The sequence below is a fragment of the Kribbella sp. NPDC058693 genome (assembly GCF_042715335.1).
Lineage (GTDB): Bacteria > Actinomycetota > Actinomycetes > Propionibacteriales > Kribbellaceae > Kribbella > Kribbella jiaozuonensis.
In genome coordinates this window covers 324,692-349,259 of record NZ_JBHXSQ010000006.1, presented here as the reverse complement: position 1 = coordinate 349,259, position 24,568 = coordinate 324,692, and the positions used below count along the sequence as shown (strand labels likewise).

The 24,568-nt window shown below is 66.8% G+C and carries 22 protein-coding genes; 11 read left to right on the top strand and 11 right to left on the bottom strand.

What is annotated here, in order from left to right; all coding sequences use genetic code 11:
- Positions 1-6: 6 nt before the first annotated feature.
- The 5 genes from ACFWUU_RS38785 to ACFWUU_RS38765 form a co-directional block, all read right to left on the bottom strand.
- Entirely contained in the window at positions 7-3,015 is a 3,009-nt protein-coding gene (locus tag ACFWUU_RS38785; protein WP_380183432.1) for a hypothetical protein, read from the bottom strand.
- A gap of 717 nt (positions 3,016-3,732) precedes the next feature.
- Positions 3,733-4,677: a NaeI family type II restriction endonuclease gene (locus ACFWUU_RS38780; protein WP_380183430.1), complete on the bottom strand. Its 945-nt coding sequence runs from the start codon at positions 4,675-4,677 to the stop codon at positions 3,733-3,735.
- Positions 4,678-5,005: 328 nt separating this feature from the next.
- Entirely contained in the window at positions 5,006-5,503 is a 498-nt protein-coding gene (locus ACFWUU_RS38775; protein WP_380183428.1) for a hypothetical protein, read from the bottom strand.
- Positions 5,500-5,853: a hypothetical protein gene (locus ACFWUU_RS38770; RefSeq protein WP_380183426.1), complete on the bottom strand. Its 354-nt coding sequence runs from the start codon at positions 5,851-5,853 to the stop codon at positions 5,500-5,502. The genes ACFWUU_RS38775 and ACFWUU_RS38770 overlap by 4 nt, the downstream gene beginning before the upstream one ends.
- 44 nt (positions 5,854-5,897) lie before the next feature.
- Entirely contained in the window at positions 5,898-6,101 is a 204-nt protein-coding gene (locus tag ACFWUU_RS38765) for a hypothetical protein (protein ID WP_380183424.1), read from the bottom strand.
- Positions 6,102-6,202: 101 nt separating this feature from the next.
- On the opposite strand from ACFWUU_RS38765, the gene ACFWUU_RS38760 reads away from it, so the two are divergent.
- The 3 genes from ACFWUU_RS38760 to ACFWUU_RS38750 all read left to right on the top strand — a co-directional run bounded on the left by ACFWUU_RS38760 (position 6,203) and on the right by ACFWUU_RS38750 (position 10,016).
- On the top strand, positions 6,203-6,565 hold the full coding sequence (locus tag ACFWUU_RS38760; protein WP_380183422.1) for a hypothetical protein: 363 nt from the start codon (positions 6,203-6,205) through the stop codon (positions 6,563-6,565).
- Positions 6,566-6,944: 379 nt separating this feature from the next.
- Entirely contained in the window at positions 6,945-7,301 is a 357-nt protein-coding gene (locus ACFWUU_RS38755) for a hypothetical protein (protein WP_380183420.1), read from the top strand.
- 3 nt (positions 7,302-7,304) lie between these two features.
- Positions 7,305-10,016: a caspase family protein gene (locus tag ACFWUU_RS38750; protein ID WP_380183418.1), complete on the top strand. Its 2,712-nt coding sequence runs from the start codon at positions 7,305-7,307 to the stop codon at positions 10,014-10,016.
- A gap of 39 nt (positions 10,017-10,055) precedes the next feature.
- Here ACFWUU_RS38750 and ACFWUU_RS38745 read toward each other — a convergent pair whose 3' ends face one another.
- Positions 10,056-11,186, bottom strand: a complete 1,131-nt coding sequence (locus ACFWUU_RS38745; protein ID WP_380183416.1) for an epoxide hydrolase family protein — start codon at positions 11,184-11,186, stop codon at positions 10,056-10,058.
- A 54-nt stretch (positions 11,187-11,240) separates the two neighbouring features.
- Here ACFWUU_RS38745 and ACFWUU_RS38740 point away from each other — a divergent pair, with 54 nt between their 5' ends.
- Positions 11,241-12,236 (top strand): helix-turn-helix transcriptional regulator, encoded by a 996-nt coding sequence (locus ACFWUU_RS38740; protein ID WP_380183415.1) that lies wholly within the window; start codon positions 11,241-11,243, stop codon positions 12,234-12,236.
- On the opposite strand, the gene ACFWUU_RS38735 is transcribed toward ACFWUU_RS38740, so the two are convergent.
- Both ACFWUU_RS38735 and ACFWUU_RS38730 read right to left on the bottom strand, forming a co-directional pair.
- On the bottom strand, positions 12,220-12,870 hold the full coding sequence (locus ACFWUU_RS38735; protein WP_380183414.1) for a response regulator: 651 nt from the start codon (positions 12,868-12,870) through the stop codon (positions 12,220-12,222). The two genes, ACFWUU_RS38740 and ACFWUU_RS38735, sit on opposite strands and share 17 nt — an antisense overlap.
- Complete coding sequence (locus ACFWUU_RS38730) at positions 12,867-14,984, bottom strand: histidine kinase (RefSeq protein WP_380183412.1); 2,118 nt, start codon at positions 14,982-14,984, stop codon at positions 12,867-12,869. Before ACFWUU_RS38730 ends, ACFWUU_RS38735 begins: the two co-directional genes overlap by 4 nt.
- Positions 14,985-15,143: 159 nt before the next feature.
- Between ACFWUU_RS38730 and ACFWUU_RS38725 the strand changes: the two genes are divergently transcribed.
- The 3 genes from ACFWUU_RS38725 to ACFWUU_RS38715 are packed head-to-tail and all read left to right on the top strand — an operon-like array spanning position 15,144 to position 17,055.
- A complete protein-coding gene (locus ACFWUU_RS38725; protein WP_380183410.1) occupies positions 15,144-15,488 on the top strand; it encodes a hypothetical protein in 345 nt (114 codons plus the stop codon).
- Positions 15,485-16,171: a hypothetical protein gene (locus tag ACFWUU_RS38720; protein WP_380183408.1), complete on the top strand. Its 687-nt coding sequence runs from the start codon at positions 15,485-15,487 to the stop codon at positions 16,169-16,171. The genes ACFWUU_RS38725 and ACFWUU_RS38720 overlap by 4 nt, the downstream gene beginning before the upstream one ends.
- A gap of 47 nt (positions 16,172-16,218) precedes the next feature.
- The gene (locus ACFWUU_RS38715) at positions 16,219-17,055 is read left to right on the top strand and encodes a methyltransferase domain-containing protein (RefSeq protein WP_380183406.1); all 837 of its coding nucleotides are present in this window, start codon (positions 16,219-16,221) and stop codon (positions 17,053-17,055) included.
- Here the strand turns inward: ACFWUU_RS38715 and ACFWUU_RS38710 are convergent.
- Together ACFWUU_RS38710 and ACFWUU_RS38705 are read right to left on the bottom strand one after the other, a co-directional pair.
- The gene (locus tag ACFWUU_RS38710; RefSeq protein ID WP_380183404.1) at positions 17,036-17,869 is read right to left on the bottom strand and encodes an alpha/beta hydrolase family protein; all 834 of its coding nucleotides are present in this window, start codon (positions 17,867-17,869) and stop codon (positions 17,036-17,038) included. The two genes, ACFWUU_RS38715 and ACFWUU_RS38710, sit on opposite strands and share 20 nt — an antisense overlap.
- Positions 17,870-18,051: 182 nt before the next feature.
- Positions 18,052-18,957, bottom strand: coding sequence for a DMT family transporter (locus tag ACFWUU_RS38705; protein ID WP_380183402.1), 906 nt, complete (start codon positions 18,955-18,957; stop codon positions 18,052-18,054).
- A gap of 78 nt (positions 18,958-19,035) precedes the next feature.
- On the opposite strand from ACFWUU_RS38705, the gene ACFWUU_RS38700 reads away from it, so the two are divergent.
- Positions 19,036-19,950: a LysR family transcriptional regulator gene (locus tag ACFWUU_RS38700; RefSeq protein WP_380183400.1), complete on the top strand. Its 915-nt coding sequence runs from the start codon at positions 19,036-19,038 to the stop codon at positions 19,948-19,950.
- Here ACFWUU_RS38700 and ACFWUU_RS38695 read toward each other — a convergent pair.
- Entirely contained in the window at positions 19,925-20,716 is a 792-nt protein-coding gene (locus tag ACFWUU_RS38695) for a hydroxypyruvate isomerase family protein (RefSeq protein WP_380183398.1), read from the bottom strand. The genes ACFWUU_RS38700 and ACFWUU_RS38695 overlap by 26 nt on opposite strands.
- A gap of 59 nt (positions 20,717-20,775) precedes the next feature.
- Here ACFWUU_RS38695 and ACFWUU_RS38690 point away from each other — a divergent pair, with 59 nt between their 5' ends.
- From ACFWUU_RS38690 to ACFWUU_RS38680, 3 genes are read left to right on the top strand one after another with little or no spacing between them, the layout of a single operon-like run.
- Complete coding sequence (locus tag ACFWUU_RS38690; protein WP_380183396.1) at positions 20,776-22,794, top strand: alpha-amylase family protein; 2,019 nt, start codon at positions 20,776-20,778, stop codon at positions 22,792-22,794.
- On the top strand, positions 22,791-23,639 hold the full coding sequence (locus ACFWUU_RS38685; RefSeq protein ID WP_380183394.1) for a 2-hydroxy-3-oxopropionate reductase: 849 nt from the start codon (positions 22,791-22,793) through the stop codon (positions 23,637-23,639). Before ACFWUU_RS38690 ends, ACFWUU_RS38685 begins: the two co-directional genes overlap by 4 nt.
- A 12-nt stretch (positions 23,640-23,651) precedes the next feature.
- Positions 23,652-24,566 (top strand): D-2-hydroxyacid dehydrogenase, encoded by a 915-nt coding sequence (locus tag ACFWUU_RS38680; protein ID WP_380183392.1) that lies wholly within the window; start codon positions 23,652-23,654, stop codon positions 24,564-24,566.
- The last annotated feature ends 2 nt before the right edge of the window (positions 24,567-24,568 follow it).

Sequence of the window (24,568 nt, the reverse complement as noted above, 5' to 3'; positions counted from 1 at the left end):
GTCTCCTCAGGTTGTTAGCAGCGTCAGCAGGAGATCTGCGGTCTCCTGGTCGATTTCGGGATACCGCAGGCAAGAGATGGTTGCCGTGCCCACTCTTACTTTGGCCCGCCGGGGCTGCTCGCCACTGCAGAGGACTAGTGCACGGGCGTAGAGGCCGGGCAGGTCGCATCCGAGCGGAACAAGCATGTCGCGCTGGTCTGGCTCGTACCGTGCTAGCGCTGTCCCTGCCGAGTTGGCCGCCAGATGCTTGACCAGGTGCACGGATGCTGGAGCGACGTGCCGTTCCGCGGCATCCGCGTCCGAGGCGAAGGCGTACAAGGTCTCGAACCCCCGACGCAAGCGGTATGCCCCCGGCGGCGTCACATCGGACGTCTGAACCCAGGAGGCCCGCGTCGTATCGAACTTCTCTGCCTGCGAGAAACCTGGCCGAGGTTCACGCGGCACGACCCGAGCCACCTCGGAGAGCGGCGGTAGGGTCTTGAGGATCCGTGATCCAGCGTCAGGAGCGAGCAGCACGTTCTCTGTGGGCAGCTCCGCGATTGCGGCACTGCTCAGTCCAGTCACTATCCGCCGCGAGGGCCCATCCGGTTGCCATTCGCTGCGGAAGGTGCCTCCCAATGCTGTGGCGCGATGTGCCACGACTGTCACGAGTTCTGGTGGCCAATATCCGACGAGTTCCACGGCCCCACTCGGCAGAACCGCCAGGCATGTCGGCGAGATCTCCCAGCGCTGGCACTCACCCTTCATGTTCCTCTCGACAGCTAGATGCCCCAGTGCTTCGAGGATATGGGGGAAGGTGCTCGTAAATAGTGCTGTGCCGTCGATCTGGCCCGCGATCGCAGTTGCGCTCGAGCCGGTTCCGCCACCGAGGTGCATGAGTGCGTCCAGAGCGCTGTCCCAGAGGATCTGCCGCTGGTCACCGACCGGTGGCAGCTCGTCAACCGATACGTGAGCCAGCGTGGACGACGTCTGAGCCGCGCTCCCTCCAGACTTCCAGCTGGGTTTCACCCACCCAGGTGACCGCTTGACCAGGCCGCAGTACCGACAAGTGCCTTCGATGAAGCGCGGTTGTTTGCCGCCAAGATAGGCCGGGAACTCCAGGTAGTGAGCACCGGTGACAACGCACGACTTGGGATCCGGAGCGCCGACCTGAATCGGTGAGCGGATTGGCGTCCTTTGAGTAGTCGGCCGCCATAGCGCAAGTTCACGGGCTACCGCCGCGATCTCCACGGTGCGATCGCCTTGCGCAGTAGCACCATCCACGAGAATGCTGTCGTCGTCGGCGTGATGCTCGGTGGCGGTGATGACTCCGAGTGGCTTTGCCAGGTGATAGGTGAGCCGTGGAACGTTCTGCCAGCCCGGGTCGGGAGTGTCCGCGGATCGCAGCCGTAGATTGAGTTCCTGAGCCGGCGACGAGGACTCGCCGAGCAGCAAACTGACTCTATAGTCCCCATCGTGCAGCGCTTCGTCGCGAAGCGGGACAATCAGCGCACCACCTTTTCCGTTCCACTCGCGTACGAGTGTGTCTTCGTGGCTATCGACGAGTTTGATACGCACGATGTCGTGGCTCTGGACTGCGGCGCGCAGCTCTGGAGGCGCGGTCGAGGACCACTTGCGAACACGGGACGGGATGCGCATGCCGCCAGCGATCGTTAACTGGTCCCGTGCTAGCGGCACCAGTTCATTGAAGCGGGTGCCACTTGGCGCGCCAAAAAGCTGGATTGAGTCGATAGCGACCCAGCCGTCTGGCAGTCCATCGAGCCGATCGTGAACGGCAAATCCCGGTCGAGCACACGTGGAGATGGATGCCACAACCTCGTCTGCGATGCACCTCCCGTTGGCGTCCCGTTTCACCAGGAGCATGCACTGCACGTTGAGCTGCAGGCGTTCTTGCTCGACGTATCCATTCACCATGTCGTCCCAGACCAGCGGGACAATCGTGCGTGGCGGACGTTTGAGAATGATGCTCGGTGCACCAGTGGCCCGGATGTTGACCACACCTTCAAGCACTGACCGGATGTCCAGGCCCTCTGAGGCGCCCGTGCGCCACAGACTGGCGACAACGGGGCGGAACGTCAGCGGGATCCAACCTCCCGTGGTCGACTCGATCTCCATGCTCTCCGTGCCTGAGTCAGCGGGGCGGCGTAGCGTGACGGAGATATCAAGAGTTGAGTCCATGAAGCCCTTGCGCATCTGGGTCATCAGACGGAGTTTCTCGGGCCTTGGCTGACCGGCGTGGGCCTCAGGGAGAGTTCCGTCCCACTCGGCCAGCTCTACCGCGGCGACTGCCGCGATCCGCTCCTGGGCCGCAACCTTGAGCCATAGCCGACGCAAATTCTTCGAGATCGGACAGTTTTCTGCCTCGAACCACGCATGCAAGTAGGGCACGAGGGCTTCAGGCGCGATGCTCATCCCAGCGGCGAGACCGTACTCCGCAAAGAACTCCGGGAAGTGCCGGCGATCGGCGTGGCGAACTAATGCCTGGGATATCGGGAGGCCGACGAAACGGTGCTGTAGCGCGTAGGCAGTAGGCAACCCGCGCGTGCCATCGAGGTCGTCGAGCCATTGGTTTAGACAGCGCCAGAAGTGCTCGGCGTATTGCATATAGACGGTGCGCACCTCGTCGGCGGGCACTCCCAGCAGGATGGCGAGCCGGGGGTAATAGGCCGTCGTGCTGATGCTGTCATCCTGGCCCATGTCCTCGGCCGCCTGCACCGTCAGGGCTAAGAACGCCAGAACCGGAGGTGGGTCAGCGGTCTCACTCCGGCGCCACTGACGCAGCCGTTCATTTAGCCCCGCAAGTGTGAACTTGCGCCCATCGATGACTGCGGTGCGAATGGCGGCGCACAAACCATCCCGGGGCTTACCGCCCCAACCCGCGTGGATTGCGACTGTCGCGAGGAGATCCTCCTCAAGGTCCAGGTAGACAGGCGCGGCGTCGTCGACCTCGGGGTACATCGTGTCGGCAACCGCCTCGTTCCAACGGTCGTATGATGCCCAATCGATCGACCTCATCTCGTGCCCCCTCCACACGGATGGATCAGCGCTGCAGCAGGACGAACAGCGATGTGGGTCCCGTCCTTGACAGCAAACGGCAGGACGCTCTTGGCCCATAGAAGAGGCCGACCGTGCGTCACTGGGGTCTTCGGTGGCTCCTGGACTGCTGGACGCCCAGCCGGCGAGATGGCAGCGAAAACACCGTCCGAAGCAGCCTTCGCGAGCTCCATCAAACGGTGCACCGCGAAGCAGATTGACGACGCACATCGTCGCCGCGACCAGGTCACCCCGAACGCAACTCGTTCCCTGCCGTGATGTGATCGCTCCGGTGCATATGGTGTTGGGCCAGTTGGCCGGAGATCGATTTCGCACCGTGATGATCGACGCTTGTACATGTGCAACCCCCGGTCGCTACATCGGCGGATGGTTACCGGGCGTTACATGGGCGACTGATTGATTTGACCCGATCTGCGCGCGGCCGAATCGTGGCACCGCAGGCAACGGCAACTCTGCGGACGTCGCCTTGCGTCTTACGGACATCTGCGGGGAGGTGGCTGAGCGCCCAGAACTTCGATGTCAGGGTCCCGAGATGCCATCTGCAAGGCCGAGCCAAGCGGCGTGAGGACCTCAGCCTTCTCGGCGAGCTTAGGGAGTTCGATCACCTCGATATTCGAGCCGTTCAGGTCGCCTAGATCGGAGCTCTTGATGCTCGATGCCTCAAGACGGATGTCTGCGCTACCTCGGCACAATTGGCGCCGGTACCACAGGATCGGCCGCGGTCGCGCGCCGCCACCAGGACCCGTTGATTTCGGCGCCGACTGAGTTCTCCGACGTAACGACACGGCACACGACAAACTGACCTTTCGATGGCACAGGCAGGCCGAGTGATGACGCGACGGCTGGATCGTTGTCCTGGTGGCCAAGGACAACCAGGCCTTCCGAGCGGAGTTTCTCGCGGGCGCCACCGTTCGATCGCATTCGCTTCAACGGATCGTCAAGTCCCCACCCAACTGTCTCAATCGTTGTCCGCCGCAGGACGACGCCCTGAAGCTCCCGGCACAGCTGGAGCAGCCGTGCCTGCCCATGCCTAGTGCCAGAGCGCGCGCGGGCTGAGAAGATCCGTTCGCGCTGTGCATCAGACATCTGCAACAGTTGGTTCGGAGCCAGGCCAGGATGGTCCGCCCAGAGCCACCGAATCCGTCCGACACCCTCTCGAGTCAGCTTCCGCTTAGCGTCCCGGTTCTTCGATTCTCGGAGTACATCCGCTGTCGCGCGGACGAGCCCGGCGCGCCAATCGCTCGTCTGGTCGTTAGCCCACACCACGAGCGCCAAACGACCCTCTAGCTCCGGGCCGAACTCCCAGCCGCCGATGGTCTGCGAAAACTTGCAGTCCACCTCGATTCCTGCGATCCGGTAATCAGTTACATCGCCGTCGGCGAACTCGAACTCGCGGTGGAGATTGATCTCGACCAGCGTGCCCATGTAGGTCTTCTCAGTCTTATGGAGGGCAGAGTAGTTCCAACGTCCCCGGCGTCGGCCGTCGAGGAGCTGGTCAAGCGTATCGCGCAGCACGGCTGCGACCTGATCGCCGCTTGGATCGAGCCTGAGAAGCTCTGCCGCCACCAGATCCAGCTGCGCGACCCCCGAAAGCAGCTCCAGTTGTGTCGACACCTCTGACATCTCGCAGCAGGCTCCCTCGGTCGTAGCGGCGTGGAGAGCCTAGTCTGCGCCAACGGTCAAAGAGAATCAGTGCAAGACGGCCGGCCGGATTGGCTCAGAGTCATCCGACGCGGCTGACACCCGCCGGTATGCATCTCGACTCCGAGATGCATCCGAGTCGCCAGCCGGGTGCTACCAGAGACCCAGAGGGCGGGATTGCTGCAACGGTTGGGCTAGAGCTCCCGGCTGCGAGAGTCGGCGCGACCTGGGTTAGCGCAAGGCTGCGGGGTGGGTCTGTTGCATCGAACGGCACCGGAGGCAGGGGCAACGTTCGATGCTGCGGCCAGGGCTATGCGGAGGTCCGGTGGGAGGGGCTGGCGGATTGGGGCGGCGGGCTGGGCGGGTGGCTGTTCGGTGTGGGTGATGGGCGGATGGCTCGTAGACGTGCTCCTGACTGACGGCCGAGGCGGGATGCGGCCTCTTCAAAAGGGCGGTCGGCGGCTCGGTGGGCGTAGGCGACGACCTGCCGGTAGGGCGGGCCGCCATCTTCGGGCTCGAACTCGCGGTAGATGAGTCGGTGGGATGGGCCGAGTTCGATGTTGTGGCGTGTCTCGGGGACGACCGCGAGTTTGATCTCTGCGCAGTCGCTGAGGTCGTGGCGGTGATAGGAGAGGCGCTTGCCGTCGTACTGCTCTTCCTGGCCGTCAGCAAGCGCGCGCAGGCCGATCTGCAGTCCGCGGAACTCGCGGGTGCGCAGGCCGCCAGGGCCTTGGGTCTTTGCGGCCTGGCTCAGCGCCGCGAGTTGTTGCACGACTTCCGTCCGCAGCAGCAGGCGGTACTTCGTCATCGCGGCTTGAAGTCGGAGTCATCGATGTCTTCGTCGAGATCCCAGCCGATCTGGGCTGCGGCCTCTTCGAGCGGAACCGAGGGCTGTGGATCCGCCAGGCGACGGCGGACTTCGTCATAGGCGTGATCGAAGCCCTCTTCGTCGGCGGCAAGAGCGTCGAGGCGGCGCCAGAGGTCGAAGGGGATGATTACGGCCTCTGGTTGGCCGGCGTCGCCGAAGATGAGGGGTTCGGGCTCGTCGGCGCGGAAGCGTTCGAGCATCTGTGGGAGGAGCCCGGCGGCGGTAGACGTCTTGATGACCCAGACGCGGTCCCCATCGGGGAGGAGGTACGGCGTTTCTTCGGAGTCCATCGTTGTCCTTCCAGTGCGTGGAGCATCGTCATCAGGATAGGAGTTCAGAGTTGATGGGGACCTGAGTTATCCACAGGGTTGAGGGTGTGCCAGAGGGTGTAGGGGATCAGGACGGCTTCGGGTTGGGTGGTGCCGAAGATCAAGGGGTCTTGGTAGCCGAGGCGGAAGCGGGTGAGCATGTGGGGGAGGAGTTCGGCGGCGGTGGTGGGGGTGATCAGGGAGGTGGGTTCGGGGTTGTTGGGAGGCATCGGTGGGCCTTTCGGTGGGGTTTTCAGCAGGATAGGAGTTGGGCATTGTGGGGTGGGGGAGTTATCCACAGGGGGCCTGGGGCAACTGATGGGAGTGGTGGATGGGTGAGCCGCGGTGGGTCGAGGTTCGGGTGGTGGCGGATGCGGGGATGGATGCGAAGCGGTGTGTGAAGGCGGTTCAGCAGCTGCGGAAGGAGTTGGCCGGGGAGGGGCTGCCTACGCAGGATGTGAAGGAAGCGGGTGGGCTGGCTCAGGACGATGGGTCCATTGCGATCGCGGTGGCGTTGGTGGGGGCGGGTGGGGCGGTGCCGACGTTGGTCGCCGTACTGCGGGACTGGATCCAGCGGCGGAAGAGTCCGGGGAAGATCGTGGTGACGTTGGGGGACGACTCGATCGAGTTGGAGCGGCCGACGGCCGACGAGCGGGCGGCGTTGCTCGAGGAGTTCCTCGATCGGCCTCGGTAGTCACTCGTTTGAACGGCGGCTCGGGCGTTGTCCGGAGGAATCGGCGGGCGTAGCGTCGATGGCGGGGCCGGTGAGGATTGCAGGTCCCGGGGGGAGGGGATTGCGGTGGGGCGGTGCAGGATTCGGGGTGGCCTTCGGCTGCCGGTTGTTCGTTGTGGATCCGGGGGGCTGCGGCGGGACTGGCGGGAGCGCCGGCAGGTCTGAGGTCGAGCCCGACGAGGAAGCTCTGCCCGGACGTCCCTCCAGAAGGGTGGAGCCCAAAGGAGCCCGGAGTGCGTGAGCACTCCGGGCTCTCTGCGTTGCGTCGGCAGATGGCTACCGAACGTTGCGGAACCACGGCCCGACCCGCGATCATGAGTCGCGATCCTGGGAGGGTTCTGTGGGGGTTTGGGTGCAGGTGGGGTTGGTCGACGACGATCCGGAATTCGCGGATCGGGGGATTCGGCAGTTGCAGCGGGAGTTGCGCGACTTCGACACCCGCGGCGTACGAACTGTCGCGCCAGAAGGCAGTAAAGGGGACGCCGCCGTCGTCGGCCAGGTTGCGATCGCGTTGGGTGGCGCCGGCGGGATGGTGTCGGTGCTGGTCACGATTCTCAAGGACTGGCTGGTACGGCGGAGCCCGCAGCAGCGCGTGACGTTGACGATCGGGGCGGACTCGATCGAGGTCGACGCGGCGACGACCGAGGAGAAGGAACGGTTGATCGAGGCGTTCCTGCGCAAGCACGAAGCGAGCTGAGTCGTGGGGCGTCGACGGGCGTTGCTGGTGGCGACGTACGAGTACGAGGACACTGCCATGCGGCGGCTGGTCGCGCCGGCGCAGGATGCCGAAGCGCTCGCGCGAGTCCTCGAGGATCCGGATATTGCCGGGTTCGAGGTCGAGGTACTGGTCAACGAGCCGGAGAGTCGGGTCGGCCGAGCGATCGCCCGGTTCTACGCCACCAGCGAGCGTGATGACCTGACACTGTTCTACTTCAGTGGTCACGGTTTGAAAGACGAGAACGGCCGGCTGTATCTCGCGATGAAGGACACCGAGCACGACAGCCCGCGGTTCACGGGCCTGCCGACACAATTCGTGAATGAGGCGGTGGATGAGAGCGCCTCGCGGCAGAAGATCCTGATCCTGGATTGCTGCTACGGCGGTGCATACGCCGTGCAGCAGTTCGCGAAGGCGGACACGGCCGTTCACACGAAGGAGGCGCTTGGCGGCCGGGGGCGTACGGTGCTCACCGCGTCGGACTCCCTCCAGTACGCGTTCGAGGGCAGCACGATCCACGGTGAGGCGCCGCAGTCGGTCTTCACGAGGCATCTGGTGGAAGGTCTGCGCACCGGCGCGGCCGACCTCGATGCGGACGGTGACATCACTGTCGACGAGTTGTACAGCTACGTCTACGAGGCGGTCGTTGCGGAGCAGCCGAACCAGCGGCCGCAGCAGGTCGCGCAGATCGAGGGCCGGACGGTCATCGCATCCAATCCGGGCTGGCAGTTGCCGGAGTACCTGGCGACGACACTCGAGAGCCCGGTGCCGGCGATCCGGCAGACGGCGCTGAATCCACTCGGGCAGTTGCTTCAGGCAAGCAATGAGCATGTTCGGCAGACGGCCAGGGCCAAGCTCGAGGAGCTGACGGACGACGACAGCCGGGCAATTTCCGCCGCTGCGCAGGCGTACCTCGACGGTCCGACGGTGGGGCCGGTGGCAATACCCCGGGTGCGACGACCTGCACCCGCGCCGACCTTCGGTGGTGCTGCGACGGCGACGGTACGGCGTTGGCGGGATCGGGTGCGGCTGCCCACGATCGACTGGCCGGTCTTCCTGTTGACGGTGGCGGCCGCCGGGTTCGCGGTCGTGTCCGCGGTGTTGCAAGCTTCGTGGTACTCGATCGTGGTTGCGGCCGTGCTGACTGTCGCAGTGATTGCCCAGTTGAGGCTCCGGGAGGCGGGGACTTCCTTCGTTGCCGGCCTGTCGGTGCCGGGGCTTGTGAGTGCTTTGTTGCTGACGAGTCGGCTGACGAATCTCATCCCGAGCGGGCTTCACAGCCTTCCGGGTTACCTCGATGCGGCCGCGCATGTCGCTTGGTTGGCGGCGGGTGTCGTGGCCTTCGTCCGGTGGCGTCCTGGGCGGCCGCGTCCTCAGCTCCGGCTTGTGTTGCTGGGTGCTGCGGCGGCGATCGTCGTCCTCGTGATGGTGGTCGATGCCTCTCGGAGCGGACCGCACCTTCTCCAGCCGGATCTCGTCCGTCGCCTGACGCCGGTGGTCCTTGGCATCCTCGGTGCCGAGTTGGCGCTGGCCTGTCCGTTGTTCAACGTCGGACGGCCGTTCTTCGCCGGCTGGGTTCTCGGCGGATTCGTTGTCTGGATTGGGCTCTTCGACCCGGCCGGAGGGCCCACCGCACGTTCGGTGGTCTTGTTCGCGGTGTGGTTCCTGCTCGGCCTCGTCGGTCTCATCAGGCCGGCCGGTACCGACCTGCCCACACGACGCTGGTTGATGGCGGCAACGTTGGTCGCACCCGCAGTACTCGGTGGCGTCGCGGTCGCCGTCGTACCGCCGGCTCCGAGATCCCCGATCGCGATCGGTCTGGCGGTCAGCCCCGACAGCCAGTTCCTGTACGCCGCCGACATCGGCAACGCACGCATCCTGAGGCTGAGTACGACGACCCGCAAACAGGTCGGCGACGCGCTCCGAGTCGGAACCCAGCCCAGCCGACTCGCCCTCTCGCCGGACGGGAAGATGCTGTACGTCGCGAACTCCGGCTCCAGCACGATCTCGGTCATCGACGTGGCCGCGTGGAAGGTGGTCGGCCAGCCGATCGCCGTCGCACCCGAGCCGACCGAGCTGACGGTGAGCGCTGCCGCCCATCGCGTCTACGCGCTCAGCAAGAAGAGCCAGACGATCACCGAGGTGAACACCGAGACGATGCAGACGGTCGGCGGTCCGTTGGCCAGCGGACCGAACCCGGCGGACATCGCCGTCGACGAGAAGGGCGAGCGGCTGTACGTCGCCGACAGCGTCAGCTCCGTCGCAGTGATCGACACGAAGACCCGTCAGCCGACGCGTACCCCGATCAAGGTGAATTCCCAGCCGCACGACCTCACGCCGGGACGCGACGGCATGTTGTACGTGATCGGCCAATCGACGTACGCGGTGATCAACACGAACGTCGAGTCGACCCGGCCGGTGCCGCAGGAGTTGCCGGACGGGGCGAGGATCGGCGCTTCGGACGGCAAGCGGCTCTATATCCTCGGCACCGAGGGCACCGACGACGTCGTCCAGATCGTTGATCTGGGCAAGCATCAGGTCGTGGGTTCACTCACCGACGACCTGGGGGCAGCAGTGGAGCTGGCCGTCAGTCCGGACGGCCAGCGGATGTACGTCAGCAACTTCTACCAGGACGGCATCCTCGTACTCGACACCGTCGGGCCGAAGGTGATCGGCAAGATCGAGCTGCAAACCTGAGCGGGCCGGCTCGCCCGAGAGCGAGCCGGCCCGGTGAACTCACAGGCTGCGGAAGAACTTCCGCAGGTCGGCGGTCACGTCGTTCGGGCACTCGAGGCTGGCGTAGTGGCCGCCCTTCTCGAAGTTCGACCAGTGCACGATGTTGGTGTTGTCGCGCTCCGCCAGCGGCCTGATGGTCTTGAAGTCGTCCGCGAAGACCACAACGCCGGTCGGCGCGTTGTTGATCTGCGGCTCGACGCCGGAGTTCGCCTCTTCGTAGTGGTACCGGCCGGCCGCGGCCGAGCTGTTGGTGAACCAGTACAGCGAGACCTCGGTCAGGATCTGGTCGCGGCTGACCAGGCTGGTGCCGTTGCCGAAGCTGTTGAAGAGTTCGTTCCAGGCCAGCTGGCCGACGGGCGAGTCGGAGATGCCGACGGCAACGGTCTGCGGGCGGGTCGAGTTGATCGCGTTGTACCCGCCGACCGACTGGAACCACTTCAGGTGCTCCAGCGCCGCGTAGTCGGCCGGCGTGAACTTCTCGAACTCGGCCGGGTCGCCCGACGGGAACGAGAACAGCTGCAGCACATGCAGTCCGAGGAAACCTTCCGGGTTCAGTAGGCCGAGCTCCCGCGAGATCATCGCGCCGCCGTCGGACCCGTGCGTGCCGTACGACTCGTACCCGAGCCGCCGCATCAGCGTGTCGTACGTCCGCGCCACCCGCGCCATCGTCCAGCCCCGATCGACCAGCGGCGTGCTGAAAGCGAAGCCCGGCATCGACGGGACGACCACGCAGAAGGCGTCCTCGGCGGATCCGCCGTACGACTCCGGGTCGGTCAGCGGGCCGATCATGTCGAGGAAGTCGACGAACGAGCCGGGGTAGGTGTGCAGCAGGAGCAGCGGCGTCGCGCCCTCGACCGCTGACGGCACGTGGATGAAGTGGATCGTCTGGCCGTCGATCTCGGTCAGGTAGTGCGGGAACTCGTTCATTCGCGCTTCCTGCTCGCGCCAGTCGAACTTGTTCTGCCAGTGGTCGACCATCTCGCGGAGGTAGTGGTTCGGGGTGCCGAGATCCCAGTCGTCGCCGGGAGCTGGCTCGGGCAGCCGGGTCCGCGCGAGGCGGGCCTGCAGATCGTCCAGGTCGGCCTGGTCGATGTTGACGGTGAAGGACTGGATGCTCTCGTTTGTGCTCATGGGTTTACCGTAGAATCCGTATAGGAACATTAGATTCCTAATTGGGAGATTGATTTGCTCGAGACTTCGCAGCGCCTTCTCAGCCTGCTCGCCCTCCTGCAGACGAGGCCGGCCTGGACCGGCACGGAGCTGGCCGAGCGGCTCGAGGTGACGACGCGGACGATCCGCAACGACATCGACCGGCTTCGCGAGCTCGGGTACCCGGTCGACGCGACCCGCGGGCCGTCCGGTCACTACCAGCTCGGCGTCGGCGCGAAGCTTCCGCCATTGCTCCTCGACGACGAGGAGGCGGTCGCCGTCGCGGTCGGGCTGCGGACCGGCGCCGGGGTGATGGGCATGGCAGAGAGCAGCACTCGGGCGCTGACCAAGCTCGAGCAGGTCCTCCCGCACCGCCTCCAGCGCCAGGTCAACGCGATCCACCAGGCGATGGAGAAGGGTCCCGACAACACCGGCTCCAACGTCGCGGATCCCGAGATCGATCCCGCCGTACTCGCGACGATCGCCGCCTGCATCCGCGACGAGCACTACCTCCGCTTCGAGTACGCCGTCGCGCCCGGCAGCCCGGCGCGCGGTGCCGGATCGGGCGTCGTACAGGACCTGCCGATCCTGGTCGAGCCCTATCGTCTGGTGAGCTGGCAGCGTTACTGGTACCTCGTCGCGCGGGATGAGGCCGGGGCGTGGCGTACCTACCGCGTCGACTGGATGTCGTTGCGGATGGCAACAGGTCGCCGCTACCAGGCCCGCCCGATGCCGGGCGACGACTACACCGACTTCGTACTCCGGGACGTCGCGTCCACCGGCTGGAAGGTCCATGCCCGCATCACCGTCGACGCCCCCGCCCAGGAGGTCCTGTCCCGCATCCACGCTGCCGTCGGCATCGTCGAATCCATCGACGACAACACCTGCGTCCTCGTCACCGGCGCCGACTCGCTCGAAATCGTCGCCGTCTACATCGGCATGCTCGGCCTCGACTTCCACGTCGACGGCCCACCCGAACTCCTCACCCACCTGAAAACGATCGGCAACCGCTACCTCAACGCTCTTCCGTAGTCCCGAGGCCGGCGTTGCGGGCCTGGATGATCGCGGTGGCGCGGTCGGCTATGCCTAGTTTGGTGAAGATGGTGGAGACGTTGTTGGCGACGGTCTTGGAGGCGAGATCGAGGCGGTCGGCGATGGCGGGGTTGGAGAGGCCGGCGGCGATCAGGTCGAGGATCTGGCGTTCGCGGGTGGTGAGTTCGGGGAACGGGTCGGCGGCGGGTGGTGGGGCGGAGAAGAAGGTGAGGACGCGGCGGGCGACGCCGGGGCCGAAGATGGCTTCGCCGGCGGCGACGGCGCGGATGGCTCTGGCGATCTCTTCTTGTTCGGCGCCTTTGACCAGGTAGCCGCGGGCGCCGGCGCGCATCGCGGCGAAGACCGAGTCGTCGTCCTCGAACATGGTGAGGACCAGTACTGCGGTGTCGGGGGCTGAGCGGGCCAGCTCGCGGGTCGCAGCGAAGCCGTCCAGGTCGGGCATCTGGAGGTCTAGTACGGCGACGTCTGGGTGACTGGTGATGACCTCGCGGACTGCTTCGCGGCCGGTCGAGGCGACGCCGACCACTTCGATGCCTGGGAGAGAGGTGAGGAGTGCTGCGAGGCCGGCTCGGACGACGGGGTGGTCGTCGGCGAGCACCACGCGGATGCTCATCGGGGCTCCAGCGTGGCGAGAGGGAAGCGGGCGCAGACTCGTCCGCCGAGGGGGGTGGGGCCGGCTTCGAATTTGCCGCCGAGTTCGGCGGCGCGTTCGCGCATCGCCTGCAGGCCGACGCCGGGATGCCAGGCGCCGTTCGGTGGGCCGTCGTCGGTGACCTCGATCTCCAGGTCGCTGCCGCAGCGCAGGGCGAGTACTGCGGAGGTTGCACGGGAGTGGCGTACGACGTTCGTGAGCGCCTCGGTGGCGATGCGGTACGCCGCGACTTCCAGCGCGGCGGGCAACGTCGGCAAGCCGTTGGCGGAGACGGCGACTTGGATGGTGGCGCCGTCGGCGCGGAACGACAGCTGGTCGGCCCGTTGCCGCAATGCTCCGACGAGGCCGAGTTCATCCAACGCGGGAGGTCGCAGATCGTCGACGAGCCGACGGATGTCGCCGATCGCGGTCCGCGTGTCCGCCCGCAACCTCGCCAGAAGCTCGACAGCCTGCGAGGCGCCGGATGCGGCGCAGCGGGAGGTGTCGGAGGCGGGAGCGCGCGAGGTGCTGGAGCCGGGGGTGGGCGAGGGGTCGGAGGTCGGGGCGCGCGAGGTGTCGGCGGCGGGATCCTGCGAGGCGGCGGGGGTGGGCGGCTGGGTGGTGGGGGTGATCAGGTTGGCGACTGCGTCGGCTGAGAAGGCTATGCCGGTGAGGGTTGGGCCTAGGCCGTCGTGGAGGTCGCGGCGGATGCGGCGGCGTTCCTCTTCGCGGGCTGAGATGAGTTTCTCGCGTGACGACTGAAGTTCGGCGGACAAGCGGGTCGCGTGCACGGCGACAGCTAGGGGCACGGCGACCAGTGCGAGGACGTCGCGGTCTGCCGAGGACAAGTTGGACTCGCCCGAGCGGACACCGACGTCGAGCGACCCGACCACCTCCCCGCCGTACGAAAGGTCGACCGCCACAACATCACCCGGACTGCCGTCCATCGCGATTACCTCGCCGTCGACCGTCAGCGCGGCGTACGGCAACCGCAGTGCGGACCGGATCGCAGCGACGACACCGGGCAGCCCGGCCGACAACTGCTCGCCGACCCGCGAAGCCACCCGCGCCGGGTCGTGCCGATCGCCGTACAGCGCCCGATCGACGAGCTGCTGCAAACGGGGCAGAACCGGCGCGATGATCAACGCGACCAAGACCGTCACCGCCGCCGACCGCCCGACCTGCGACGCGATGAGTGAGTCGAGCAACGCCGCCAGCACGGCATAGATGCCAATGGCAACCAGCGACAGCAACCCCCAGGTCAGTGCCCGAGAGATCACCAACCGGATATCGAGCAGCTGGTAGCGAACGATCGCCACTGCCACCGCGATCGGTATCAGCGGAATCGCCAGCAACACAAGGATCGGCGTACCGGCAACGAAGGCCCACGGTGTGACGAACAGGATCGCGATCACCGATGCCAGCAGCAACCACAGGAGTTGCCGTCGGCCCGTTTCATCCGCGCGCCGATACCGGATCATCAGGCAAACAACCGCCAGCAGGATCGCGGCGAGGTTGCGGAGCTCGGTCACCGTCCAGAGCGGTTGCAGCGAGTCGTACGACGGAATCGCCAGGTAACCACGCGGAAGATCAGGCGAGATCGGATCACCACTGCCGACCATCTCCACGACGAAGAGCGGCGCGGTGGCGATGATCCCGATCGCCGCCCAACGCCACCGCGGCGACAACAGACGCCCGGTCGGGAACAGCAACAACGCCAACGGCAGGAAGAGCCCGATCGACCACGGCCAGGCCGCGATCGAGATCGTGACGAACACCCGCTGAGCCGCGATTGAGGCCCCGCTGTCGGCAAGGTACTGCGCGAGCGCACCGGCCAGCGGCGTCGTCGCGTGACCGATCCCGTCCGCGAGGAACAGCCAGCCGATCGGGTTGGACGGCCGATGCCAGGCGATGACGGCGCCGCACAGACCGAAAGTCAGCGCCATCAGACCGTTGGTCACCATGAACGAATCGACCAGCTCGTGCCAACCCCAGCCGATCGCCAGCAGATAGCCGACGGCGACCGCGACCTCGGCGACCACGAAGCCCGCGAGCAGGCCGACAAGGCCCCGTCGGCTCGTCGCGGTGGTGGTCATACCCGAAGTGTGCGCCAAAAGGGTTCCCGGCGTCTCGGGATCGCAGTCCCGGTCGGACCGGGGAACCGCCCGAGCCGCAGGGACCGCATCCCCAGGCCCGGGCTCCGCCCGGCGAGCGACGGTTGGGCAGTCGGAAACACCTGATGAGGGGGTACTGAGATGAACAAGTTCGGGTTGGTTCTGCTCGGACTGCTGGGCATGGCGGATCTGTCCACGCCGCTGACGACGGACGGGGATCACCCGCCGATGAGCATCGCGATCGGTTCGGCCGTTATCGGGCTGCTCAGCCTGGTGCTGGTGGGACTCGCGTGGCGCGGGAAGCGGTGGGCGCTCGCTCCGCTGATCACCCTGCGGATCGCGTCCGCTCTGCTGGCGGTGCCGGCATTCTTCGCCTCCGACGTACCTGCAGCCGCGGTCGTCGCGGCCGGTGTCGGAGTCGGGGCGACGATCGTCGGTGTAGTAGCGGTGCTGCTGCCGCGGCGTGAGTTGGCAGGTGCGCGATGACGCAGACAATCACGCCGGCGACGCATGCAGACATCCGCCCGCTGTGGCGATGGTCGGCCGCACTGATCCTGCCGATCGGGCCGGCAGCGTTGGCTCTGCTCCGCTACTTCCTGCCGTACAACACGACTGACGACGTACCGACGATCGTCAACAAGATCGTCGGCAATCTCGATCGCAGTTCGTTCGTGCTGTGGCTCGGCTACATCGCGTTCCTGACGCTCGTGCCCGGCGTGTACTTCGTCGGCCGGCTGACGCGTCGCAGTACGCCGTGGCTGACCGCGGTCGCGGTGGTCCTGATGGTCGCGGGGTACCTGTCCCTGCCGTGGACGGCGTCGAGTGACGTGTTCACCTGGTCCGCGGGTACGGCGGGACTCGACCCGGCGTCGATCGCGAAGGCCGCCGACATCACGCACGGCTCGATGAACCTGGCCGGCTTCGTGTTCGTGATCGGACACGTCCTCGGCACGATCCTGCTCGGCATCGCGATGTGGCGCTCACACGTCGGTCCGCGCTGGGCCGCGGTCGCGGTGATGGTCTCGCAGCCGATCCACTTCGTGGCCGCGGTCGTCGTCAGCAGTCACACGCTCGACCTGATCGGCTGGGGCCTCGAGGCCGCCGGATTCGCCGTGGTGGGGTGGGCGATCCTCCGGATGCGCGACAACGAGTGGCAACCACTTCCATGAGACCTGCCCGGCGCTACGCTCGGGCGTACTGATAGGGGGAGATCAGCATGACCGAAACCGAAGTGCCGGGCGGGACAGGGTTCGTCACCGAGCGCGGCAGTTTCAAGGCCGCGCACGTGGCCGAGCAGAACGTCGACCGCCAGGCGTTCATCCTGGACCAGATGGCGGCCCGGCCCGCCGTACGCACGCTGAAATCGTGGGCCCTCGACCAGCTCGCGCCAAAGGCCGGCGAGATCGCAGTCGACGTCGGCTCGGGCACCGGCGAGGACGTCGTCGCGCTGCACGAGTCGGGGGCCAGAGCAATCGGGGTCGAGCCCAGCCCCGGCCTGCGAGCCGAGGCGGTACGACGGGCAGCAGGCGCCGACGTCGAGTACGTCGACGGCCACGCCGAGGCGCTGCCCTTCGAGGACGAGTCGGTCGACGTACTGCGCTCCGAGCGAGTCCTGCAGCACGTCGACGATCCCGCCGCGGTCGTACAGGAGATGACGCGAGTACTGCGGCCCGGCGGCCGGATCGCGCTCATCGACACGGACTGGGGTACGGCGATCATCCACCCGGCGGATCCCGACGTACTGCAGCGGATGGTCGACTACTTCCTCCGCGAATCCGCGAACCCGTACTCCGGCCGCCAACTGCGCGGGCTGCTCGCCGACGCGGGCCTCGAGATCACCGGCGAGACCGCCGCGACGTGGCTCGAGCCGCAAGAGGGCGCCCGGCAAGGATTCGTCGGCATGATGCACCTGACCTCGTTGCAGGCCGGCGTGATCACACCGGAAGAGGCCGAAGCGTTCGCGAAGACTCTCGGCGAAGCAGCCGATCGCGGCGCCTTCCACATGTCGCTGACGATGTACGCCGTCAGCGCGATCAAACCCCGTGCTGTTTGAAGAAGGTGACCGTCCTCGCCATCGAGGTCGGCCAGGCCGGGCCGAACGCGTGCTCCTCACCGGGATAGGTGTAGAGCGTCGCGTCCTTCCCGGCCGCCTTCAGTGCGGCGACACTCTCGCGTGACCAGGCGATCGGGCAGGTCGAGTCGGACTCGCCGTGATGGACCAGCACCGGTTCGGTCACGCGGTCGAAGAAGTTCACCGCGGACAGGTTCCGCCAGAACTTCGGGTTGCGTGACGGTTCGCCGTACCGGCGCAGGAGTTGGGTGGCGAGCGGTCGTTCCGGCCGGGTCCAGCGGTTGAAGTTGTCCGCGGCGTCCGAGCTCACCGGCGCGAACACGACCGCGGCTTTCACCAACCCTGGTTGGGCGACGAGCGTGTTGTACGTGACGCCGCCGCCCATCGATCGCCCGAGCATGCCGATCCGCGCGGGATCGACGGACGGCGAGGTCTTCAGTGCGAGGACCGCGTTGATGGCGTCCTCGGTGTAGCCGAGGCGGAGGGTGAGCTCGGCGTTCGGGTCCTTCGAGGACTCCGCGTGGTTGCGGTAGTCGGTGTGCAGAACGACGTACCCACGACGCGCGAGGTAGTCCTGTTCGCGCATGAGGCCGCGGCCGTTCGTGTAGACGGCTGGATCTATGTAGCCGTGGTTGAGGACCAGCGCCGGATGCCGTCCCGGCGTCGCCGGGACGTTCATGATGCCGGAGATCGTCAATGAACCGCTGCGGTAGGTGACGTGGTAGCGGGTGTACTCCGAGTTGCGGGCGAGGACCCGCTCCAGCTTCAATGCGCCGCCGTTGTACTTCTTGGCCATCAACGCTTGCAAGGAAACCGGATTGGGCCGAGGCGTTGACGGCGGAGGAGTTGAGACGGATGACGTGGTGGGCGTCGGGGAGGTCGCGGTCGAAGGCGGCGCAGGGGGTACCGCGTCGTCGGTGGTGCAGCCGATCGCGGTCGTCGTCACGAACGCGACGACTCCCGCCCACGCCATCCGGCTCATACCGTCAAGTCTGCCGTGGCCTTCGGTGAAGTCCGCGAAAGTTCCGGCAACGATTGCGGCCGCCATTGCACGATGAGTACGGCGGACAGCACCAGCGCGCCGCCGATCCACTGCGTCGCGCTGAGCTTCTCGCCGAACACCAGAGCCGCCGAGGCGACCGTCACGACCGGCTCGAAGATCGACAGGATCGACGCGACCGACGGACCGACCCGCGCCATCCCCGCGAAGAACAGCAGGATCGCCGCGACCGTGCTGATCAGCGCCACCGCCGCCAGCCACAGCCACCCCACCGGCGCGAAGCCCAGGTCGATTCCCCGGAAGAGCCCAAGGACGAGAAAGGTGCCGAAGGCCCCGGTACAAACCAGCGCGGTCAACGCCAGTGGCGGTACGTCGGCCGTCAGCGAATCGCCCACCAGGATGTACCCGGTGTAAACGATTGGTGCGCCCAACGCCAGCAATACACCCACCACATCGAATCGGCCGGCCAGCGCGCCGCTCAGCACCAAGCCGATCCCGATCAACGCGATCGCCAACGCCCATACCCGTCGGCGCGACGCCCGCTCCCGCCGCAGCGCGATCGCGGCGACCATCACCAGGATCGGGTACAGGTACAGGATCAACGCGACCAGCGACGCGTCCATCCGAGCGAGCGCAGAGAAGTAGAGCCCGGACTGGGCCGCATAGCCGAACACGCCCATCCCCAGCCCGGTCAGCACGGCCCGCCGCGGCAGATTGCGCAGCGAACCGTGGGCGAGCGCGACGATCAGCAGCAGTCCGCCGGCGAGGCCGAAACGGACGAGCAACAGCGCGTCGACCGGCACGCCCGCGTCGTACGCGAGCTTGCCGAACACGGCCATGACTCCGAAGGCGGCGGCGGAAAGAAGGCAGAAGAGGCGTCCCACGACATCGATGGTCGGACCAGTAGACCGTTCACGTCCATCGCGGCTTCACGGACAGCATTGTGAAGCTAAGCTGAACGAATGATGGATCTGCATAGGCTGCGGCTGCTGCGCGAGGTCCACGGCCGCGGCACGGTTCACGGCGCAGCCCGCGCGCTCGGCTATTCGCCAAGCGCGATCTCCCAGCAGTTGGCCGTCCTGGAACGCGAGGCCGGTACGCCGCTACTCGAACGGGTCGGCCGCAACGTCAGGCTCACCGCTGCGGGCCAGGTCCTGGTCCGGCACGCGACCACGCTCCTCGATGGCGTCGAGGCAGCCGAGGCCGAGTTGGCCGCAGTCGCTGCGGGTCGAGTCGCCGGCGTGGTCCGGATCGGGGCGTTCCAATCTGCCTTCATCCGCGTCGTCGCGCCCGCCATTCGCAGCCTCGCGGAGGCACACCCTGACATCCGCGTCGAAGCTGCCGAGCTCGAGGTCGAGCAGGCCGCGCCCGCGCTTCGTCTGCAGCAGTTGGATGTGATGGTCGGCGACGAGTACGACGGCCAGCCGCGCGCCGTACACACGGATCTCCTGCGCGAACATCTGCTCCGCGAGCACATCCGCGTCGTACTGCCGGAGGACCATCCGTCGGCCGCTGCCGATCGGGTCCCGATCGCTGACCTCGCCGACCTGCCTTGGGCGGCGTGCCAGCCGGGTACCGGTCATCGCGAGATGCACGTCCGCGTCTGCCGCGAGCTCGGCGGGTTCGAGCCCGATCTCCGCTACAGCTCCGACGACTTCCTGATCCTGCTCGAACTCGTCCGTACGACGGGCGCCGGCGCGCTGCTGCCGGATCTGGTGATCGGCCAGGGCGCGCCCGGTGTCGCCGTACGACTGCCGGCTGAAGGAGCTGTCGGACGAGCCGTCTTCCTGCTGACCCGTCGTACCAGAACCCCTGCGGTAGCAGCGGTTGCGGATGCGCTGACCGAGGCGGCTAGTCGAGCCACGCCAGACTGGTGAGGGTGTCCGTCGTCGGCTTGTACTCGCAGGCCGCGACGCCCTGATAGCCGGCCGCCTTCAACGCGTCGAGCGTCGCCGCGATCGGCAGCGACCCGGAGCCGGGCTCGCCGCGGCCAGGGCTGTCGGCGAGTTGGACGTGCGCGACCGGGACCGAAGCCGCGGTCGCCAGCAGGTCGACGCCGTTGCTACCGAGGTGGAACATGTCGAACAGCAGCGACAGATTGTCGGCGCCCACGCCACGAATGACCTCCAGCACGTCGTCGGCGGTGAGCAGCGGATAGCGACCGTTCAATCCCTCGGTCAGCGGCTCGATCAGCACCGTCCCGCCCAGGGCGCCGACACCCGCGGCCGCGGAGCGGATCGCGTCCAATGCCGTCTTGGCCTGTTCGTCCGGCGACCAACGATCGTCGAGCTGCCCGTAGAGCAGGTTGAACAACCGGCATCCGGTCCGCTCGGCGATCCCGACCATCGCCGAGATGTTGGCCGCGAGCTGCTCCTGCCGATCCGGATGCGACGCGACCCCACGCTCGCCGCCCGCGATGTCCCCGCCGTAGAAGTTCAACGCACCCAACGTCACGCCGGCGCCTCGCACCGTCCGCACGAAGTCGTCGATCTCGCTGGCCGACGGATCCGGTACGGCGAACGGCCACCACGACTCCACGACCCCGAAGCCGGCCTGTGCGGCCGCGGCGAATCGCTCCGGATACGGCAGCTCGGTGAACAGCATCGAGACGTTCGCGCTCAGCTCGTGGCCGCGATATTCCATCGTGCGAGGCTAACACCAGCTCTTGCCAGGCGTGCATTCTTGTCTAACAATCTTTTCTCATGGACAACTGGGCTCGGACCGCCACCCGCTGGGCTCAGATCACGCTCGCCGAGGACGATCCCGCACACTTCGACGCGGACTTGTGGCTCCAGCTGATGCGCGACAGCAAGTCCAACGCGACCTGCATCAGCGCCGGCGGATACGTCGCCTACTACCCGACGCAGCTCGAGTACCACTACCGCAGCAAGTTCCTCGCCGACACCGACCCGTTCGGCACGCTCGTCGAGGGCGCCCGCAGTCTCGGTATGACCGTCATGGCCCGGGTCGACCCGCACGCGATCCACGCCGATGCGGCCGAGGCGCACCCCGAATGGCTGGCCCGCGACCGCGGCGGCAACCCGATCGAGCATTGGGCGTACCCGGGCGTCTGGCTGACCTGCGCGCTCACGCCGTACCACCGGGAGTTCCTCACCGAGGTGATCCGCGAGATCGTCCGCGAGTACGACGTGGACGCGGTCTTCGCGAACCGGTGGGAGGGGTACGGCGGGATCTCGTACAGCGAGGCTGCCCGCAAGTCGTTCCGCGACGAGTGCGGTCTGGAGTTGCCGCTCGAGGAGCACGGCGACGGCTGGCCGGAGTACGTCAGCTGGCGGCATCGGCGACTCGGCGAGCTGGTCGGGATCTGGGATCAAGCGGTCCGGGATCTCCGGCCGCACGCGCGGTTCGTGCCGAACCTGGGCGCACTCGCGGCGCGCGATCTCGCCGGTGACCTGGCCGAGCCGGTGTCGCCGTTGTTCATCGTCGACAAACAAGGCCGGCACGGGATCGAGGCGCCATGGGGTGCGGGCCGGGCCGGTAAGCGGAATCGTGGGGTGTACCCGGATCGGCCGGTGCAGCTGATCACCTCGGTCGGGCCGGAGCACCAGTACCGCTGGAAGGACTCGGTCGCGCCGGTCGAGGAGACGAAGACGTGGATCGTCGACGGGTTCGCGCAGGGTGCGCTGCCGTGGTTCACGAAGTTCAACGCGACCATCCAGGACGATCGCTGGGTCGAGCCGGTTGTCGAAGCTTTCAACCTGCACGCGACGGTCGAGCCGGTCCTGCGTGACCTGCGGATCACCGCTGAGATCGCGTTGCTCGACAGCGGCGGCAACGATCACGAGGACGGGTTCTACCAGGCGCTGGTCGAGGCGCGGATCCCGTTCGAGTTCGTCTCCGACAAGGTCATGACGCTGGAACGCCTGCGTGCGTTCAAGGTCGTCGTACTCGCGAACGCGGAGCGGTTGAGCGACGAGCAGTGCGCCGTACTGCGTTCGTACGTCGAGGGCGGCGGGTCGCTCGTCGCGGCGTACCAGAGCTCGCTGTACGACGAGAACGGGTCCAAGCGGACCGACTTCGGGCTGGGGGACGTGCTGGGGATCGGCCTGGCGGAGCCGAGTCGCCGCGTGCAGAACAACTACATCGCGCTGATGGATGCGCATCCGTTGAACGCAGGCTTCGACGGTGCGACGCGAATCATTGGCGGGACCCACATCATCGGGGTGGCAAGCGAGGAGGCTGCGCCGTTCCGGTTCATCCCGGACTTCCCGGATCTGCCGATGGAGGAGGTCTACCAGCGGGAGGCTCCGGACAAGCCAGCGGTGGTTTGCACAGAGAACGCTGCCGGTGGCCGGACGGTGTATTTCCCGTTCAATATCGGCGCGATCTTCTGGGAGGCGTTGCAAGCCGATCATGGGCGGCTGATCGCGAATGCTGTCTCCTGGGCACTCGGGAAGACGCCGGACGTGACAGTACAAGGCGCGGGGTTGGTGGATGTCGCTGTCTACACAGGTGATTCCGGCACGGCGGTTGCCTTCGTCAACCTGACGAACCCGATGGCGATGCGCGGACCGATCCGGGAGACGTTGCCGCTACCGCCGCAGTCCGTGTCGATCGCCGTACCGACGGATCGGGTGAAGGTGCGGCTGCTCGTTGCCGGGGTCGACGTCGTGCCGAATGTGGTCGACGGGCGGGTGGAGATCGTGATCCCGACTGCGGGACTGCTCGAAGTCGTGCACGTGGATTGGAGTGAGGCATGAGGATCGGGTTCATCGGCCTTGGCGTGATGGGTCGTCCGATGGTCGACAATTTGATTGCTGCGGGCCACGAGCTGTCGGTCTACCGCGGGCGGACCGAGGTCGACGCGTACGTGTGCAGCTCGGCGAAGGAGGTGGCCGAGCGATCCGAGGTGGTGATCCTGATGGTGCCGGACACGCCCGACGTCGAGTCGGTCCTGTTCGCGCCGGCCGGCGTGGCCGAGGGGCTGCACGCGGGTTCGCTGGTGATCGACATGAGCTCGATTTCGCCGACCGCGACGATCGGGTTCGCCGAGCTGATCGAGAAGCTCGGCTGTGAGTACCTCGACGCGCCGGTCTCCGGTGGCGAGCTCGGCGCGCGGAACGGGACGCTGACGATCATGGTCGGCGGACGGCCCGAGGTGTTCGAACGGGCGCGGCCGATCTTCGACGTACTCGGGAAGAACATCACGCTGATCGGCGGCCCTGGGGCAGGGCAGACGGCGAAGGTCGCGAACCAGATCATCGTCGGGCTGACCATCGAGGCGGTCGCCGAGGGGTTGCTGTTCGCGGAGCGGGCGGGGGCGGATCCGGCCGTCGTACGGCGGGCGCTGATGGGCGGGTTCGCGAGTTCGAAGATCCTCGAGGTGCACGGCGAGCGGATGATCGAGGAGACCTTCGAGCCCGGCTTCCGGATCCGCCTGCACCGTAAGGACCTCGGGCTCGCGATCCAGGCCGCGGCGGAGCTCGATCTTGCGCTGCCGAACACCGCGGCCACGCAGCAGTTGATGAGCGCGGCGATCGCGGACGGGGACGGGGAACTGGACCACTCGGCGCTCTATCGGACATTGCGCCGGGACAAGATCTGAGGATATGAGCTGATGATTGTTGTCGTTGGCAAAGAATCACCGGCGTACGTCGAAGCGGCCGGGGGCACGCGGATCCGGTTCGTCGACTCGCTCGACGACGCCGCGGACGTCTTCGGCGAGATGGAGGCGGTGGTCGCGCATGTGTCGCCGGACGTGCTGGCGAAGGCGCCGAAGCTGCGCTGGGTGCACAGCCCGTCGGCCGGGGTGGACTCCGACCTGACACCTGAGATGCGGGCGTCGTCGGTCGTCCTGACGTCGAGCGCCGGGAACGGCGGGATCCCGCTGGCCGAGCACTCGATGTTGCTGATGCTCATGCTGAGTCGCGACGTACCGCGGTGGATGCGGGCGCAGGCCGAGCACCGCTGGGACCACTATCGGCACGCCGAGCTCGTCGGGCGCACCGTCGGCATCTACGGTCTCGGCAACTCGGGCCTCGACCTTGCGCAGAAGGCGAAGGCATTCCACATGCGGACGCTCGGCGTACGGCGTCGCCCGGACCAGCCGTCGCCGTACGTCGACGAGGTGTGCGACCTCGATCAGTTGCTGGCCGAATCCGACTTCGTGGTCGTGACCGTACCGCGGACGCCGACGACCGCCGGGGTGTTCGACCGGGACGCGTTCGCGCGGATGAAGTCGTCGGCGTACTTCATCTGCATCTCGCGCGGCGGGATCGCGGACGACGACGCGTTGCTGGAGGCCTTGCGGACGGGGCAGATCGCCGGTGCCGGTCTGGATGCGCACGGGGTCGAGCCGCTGCCGCCCGAGAGCCCGTTCTGGTCGCTGCCGAATGTCATCGTCACGCCCCACAACGGCGCCACCAGCGACGGCAATCTTCGCCGCTCGCGGGAGATCGTTGCCGAGAACATCCGCCGGTTCGTCGCGGGCGAGCCGCTGCACAACATCGTTGACAAGGTTGCGGGTTACTAAGG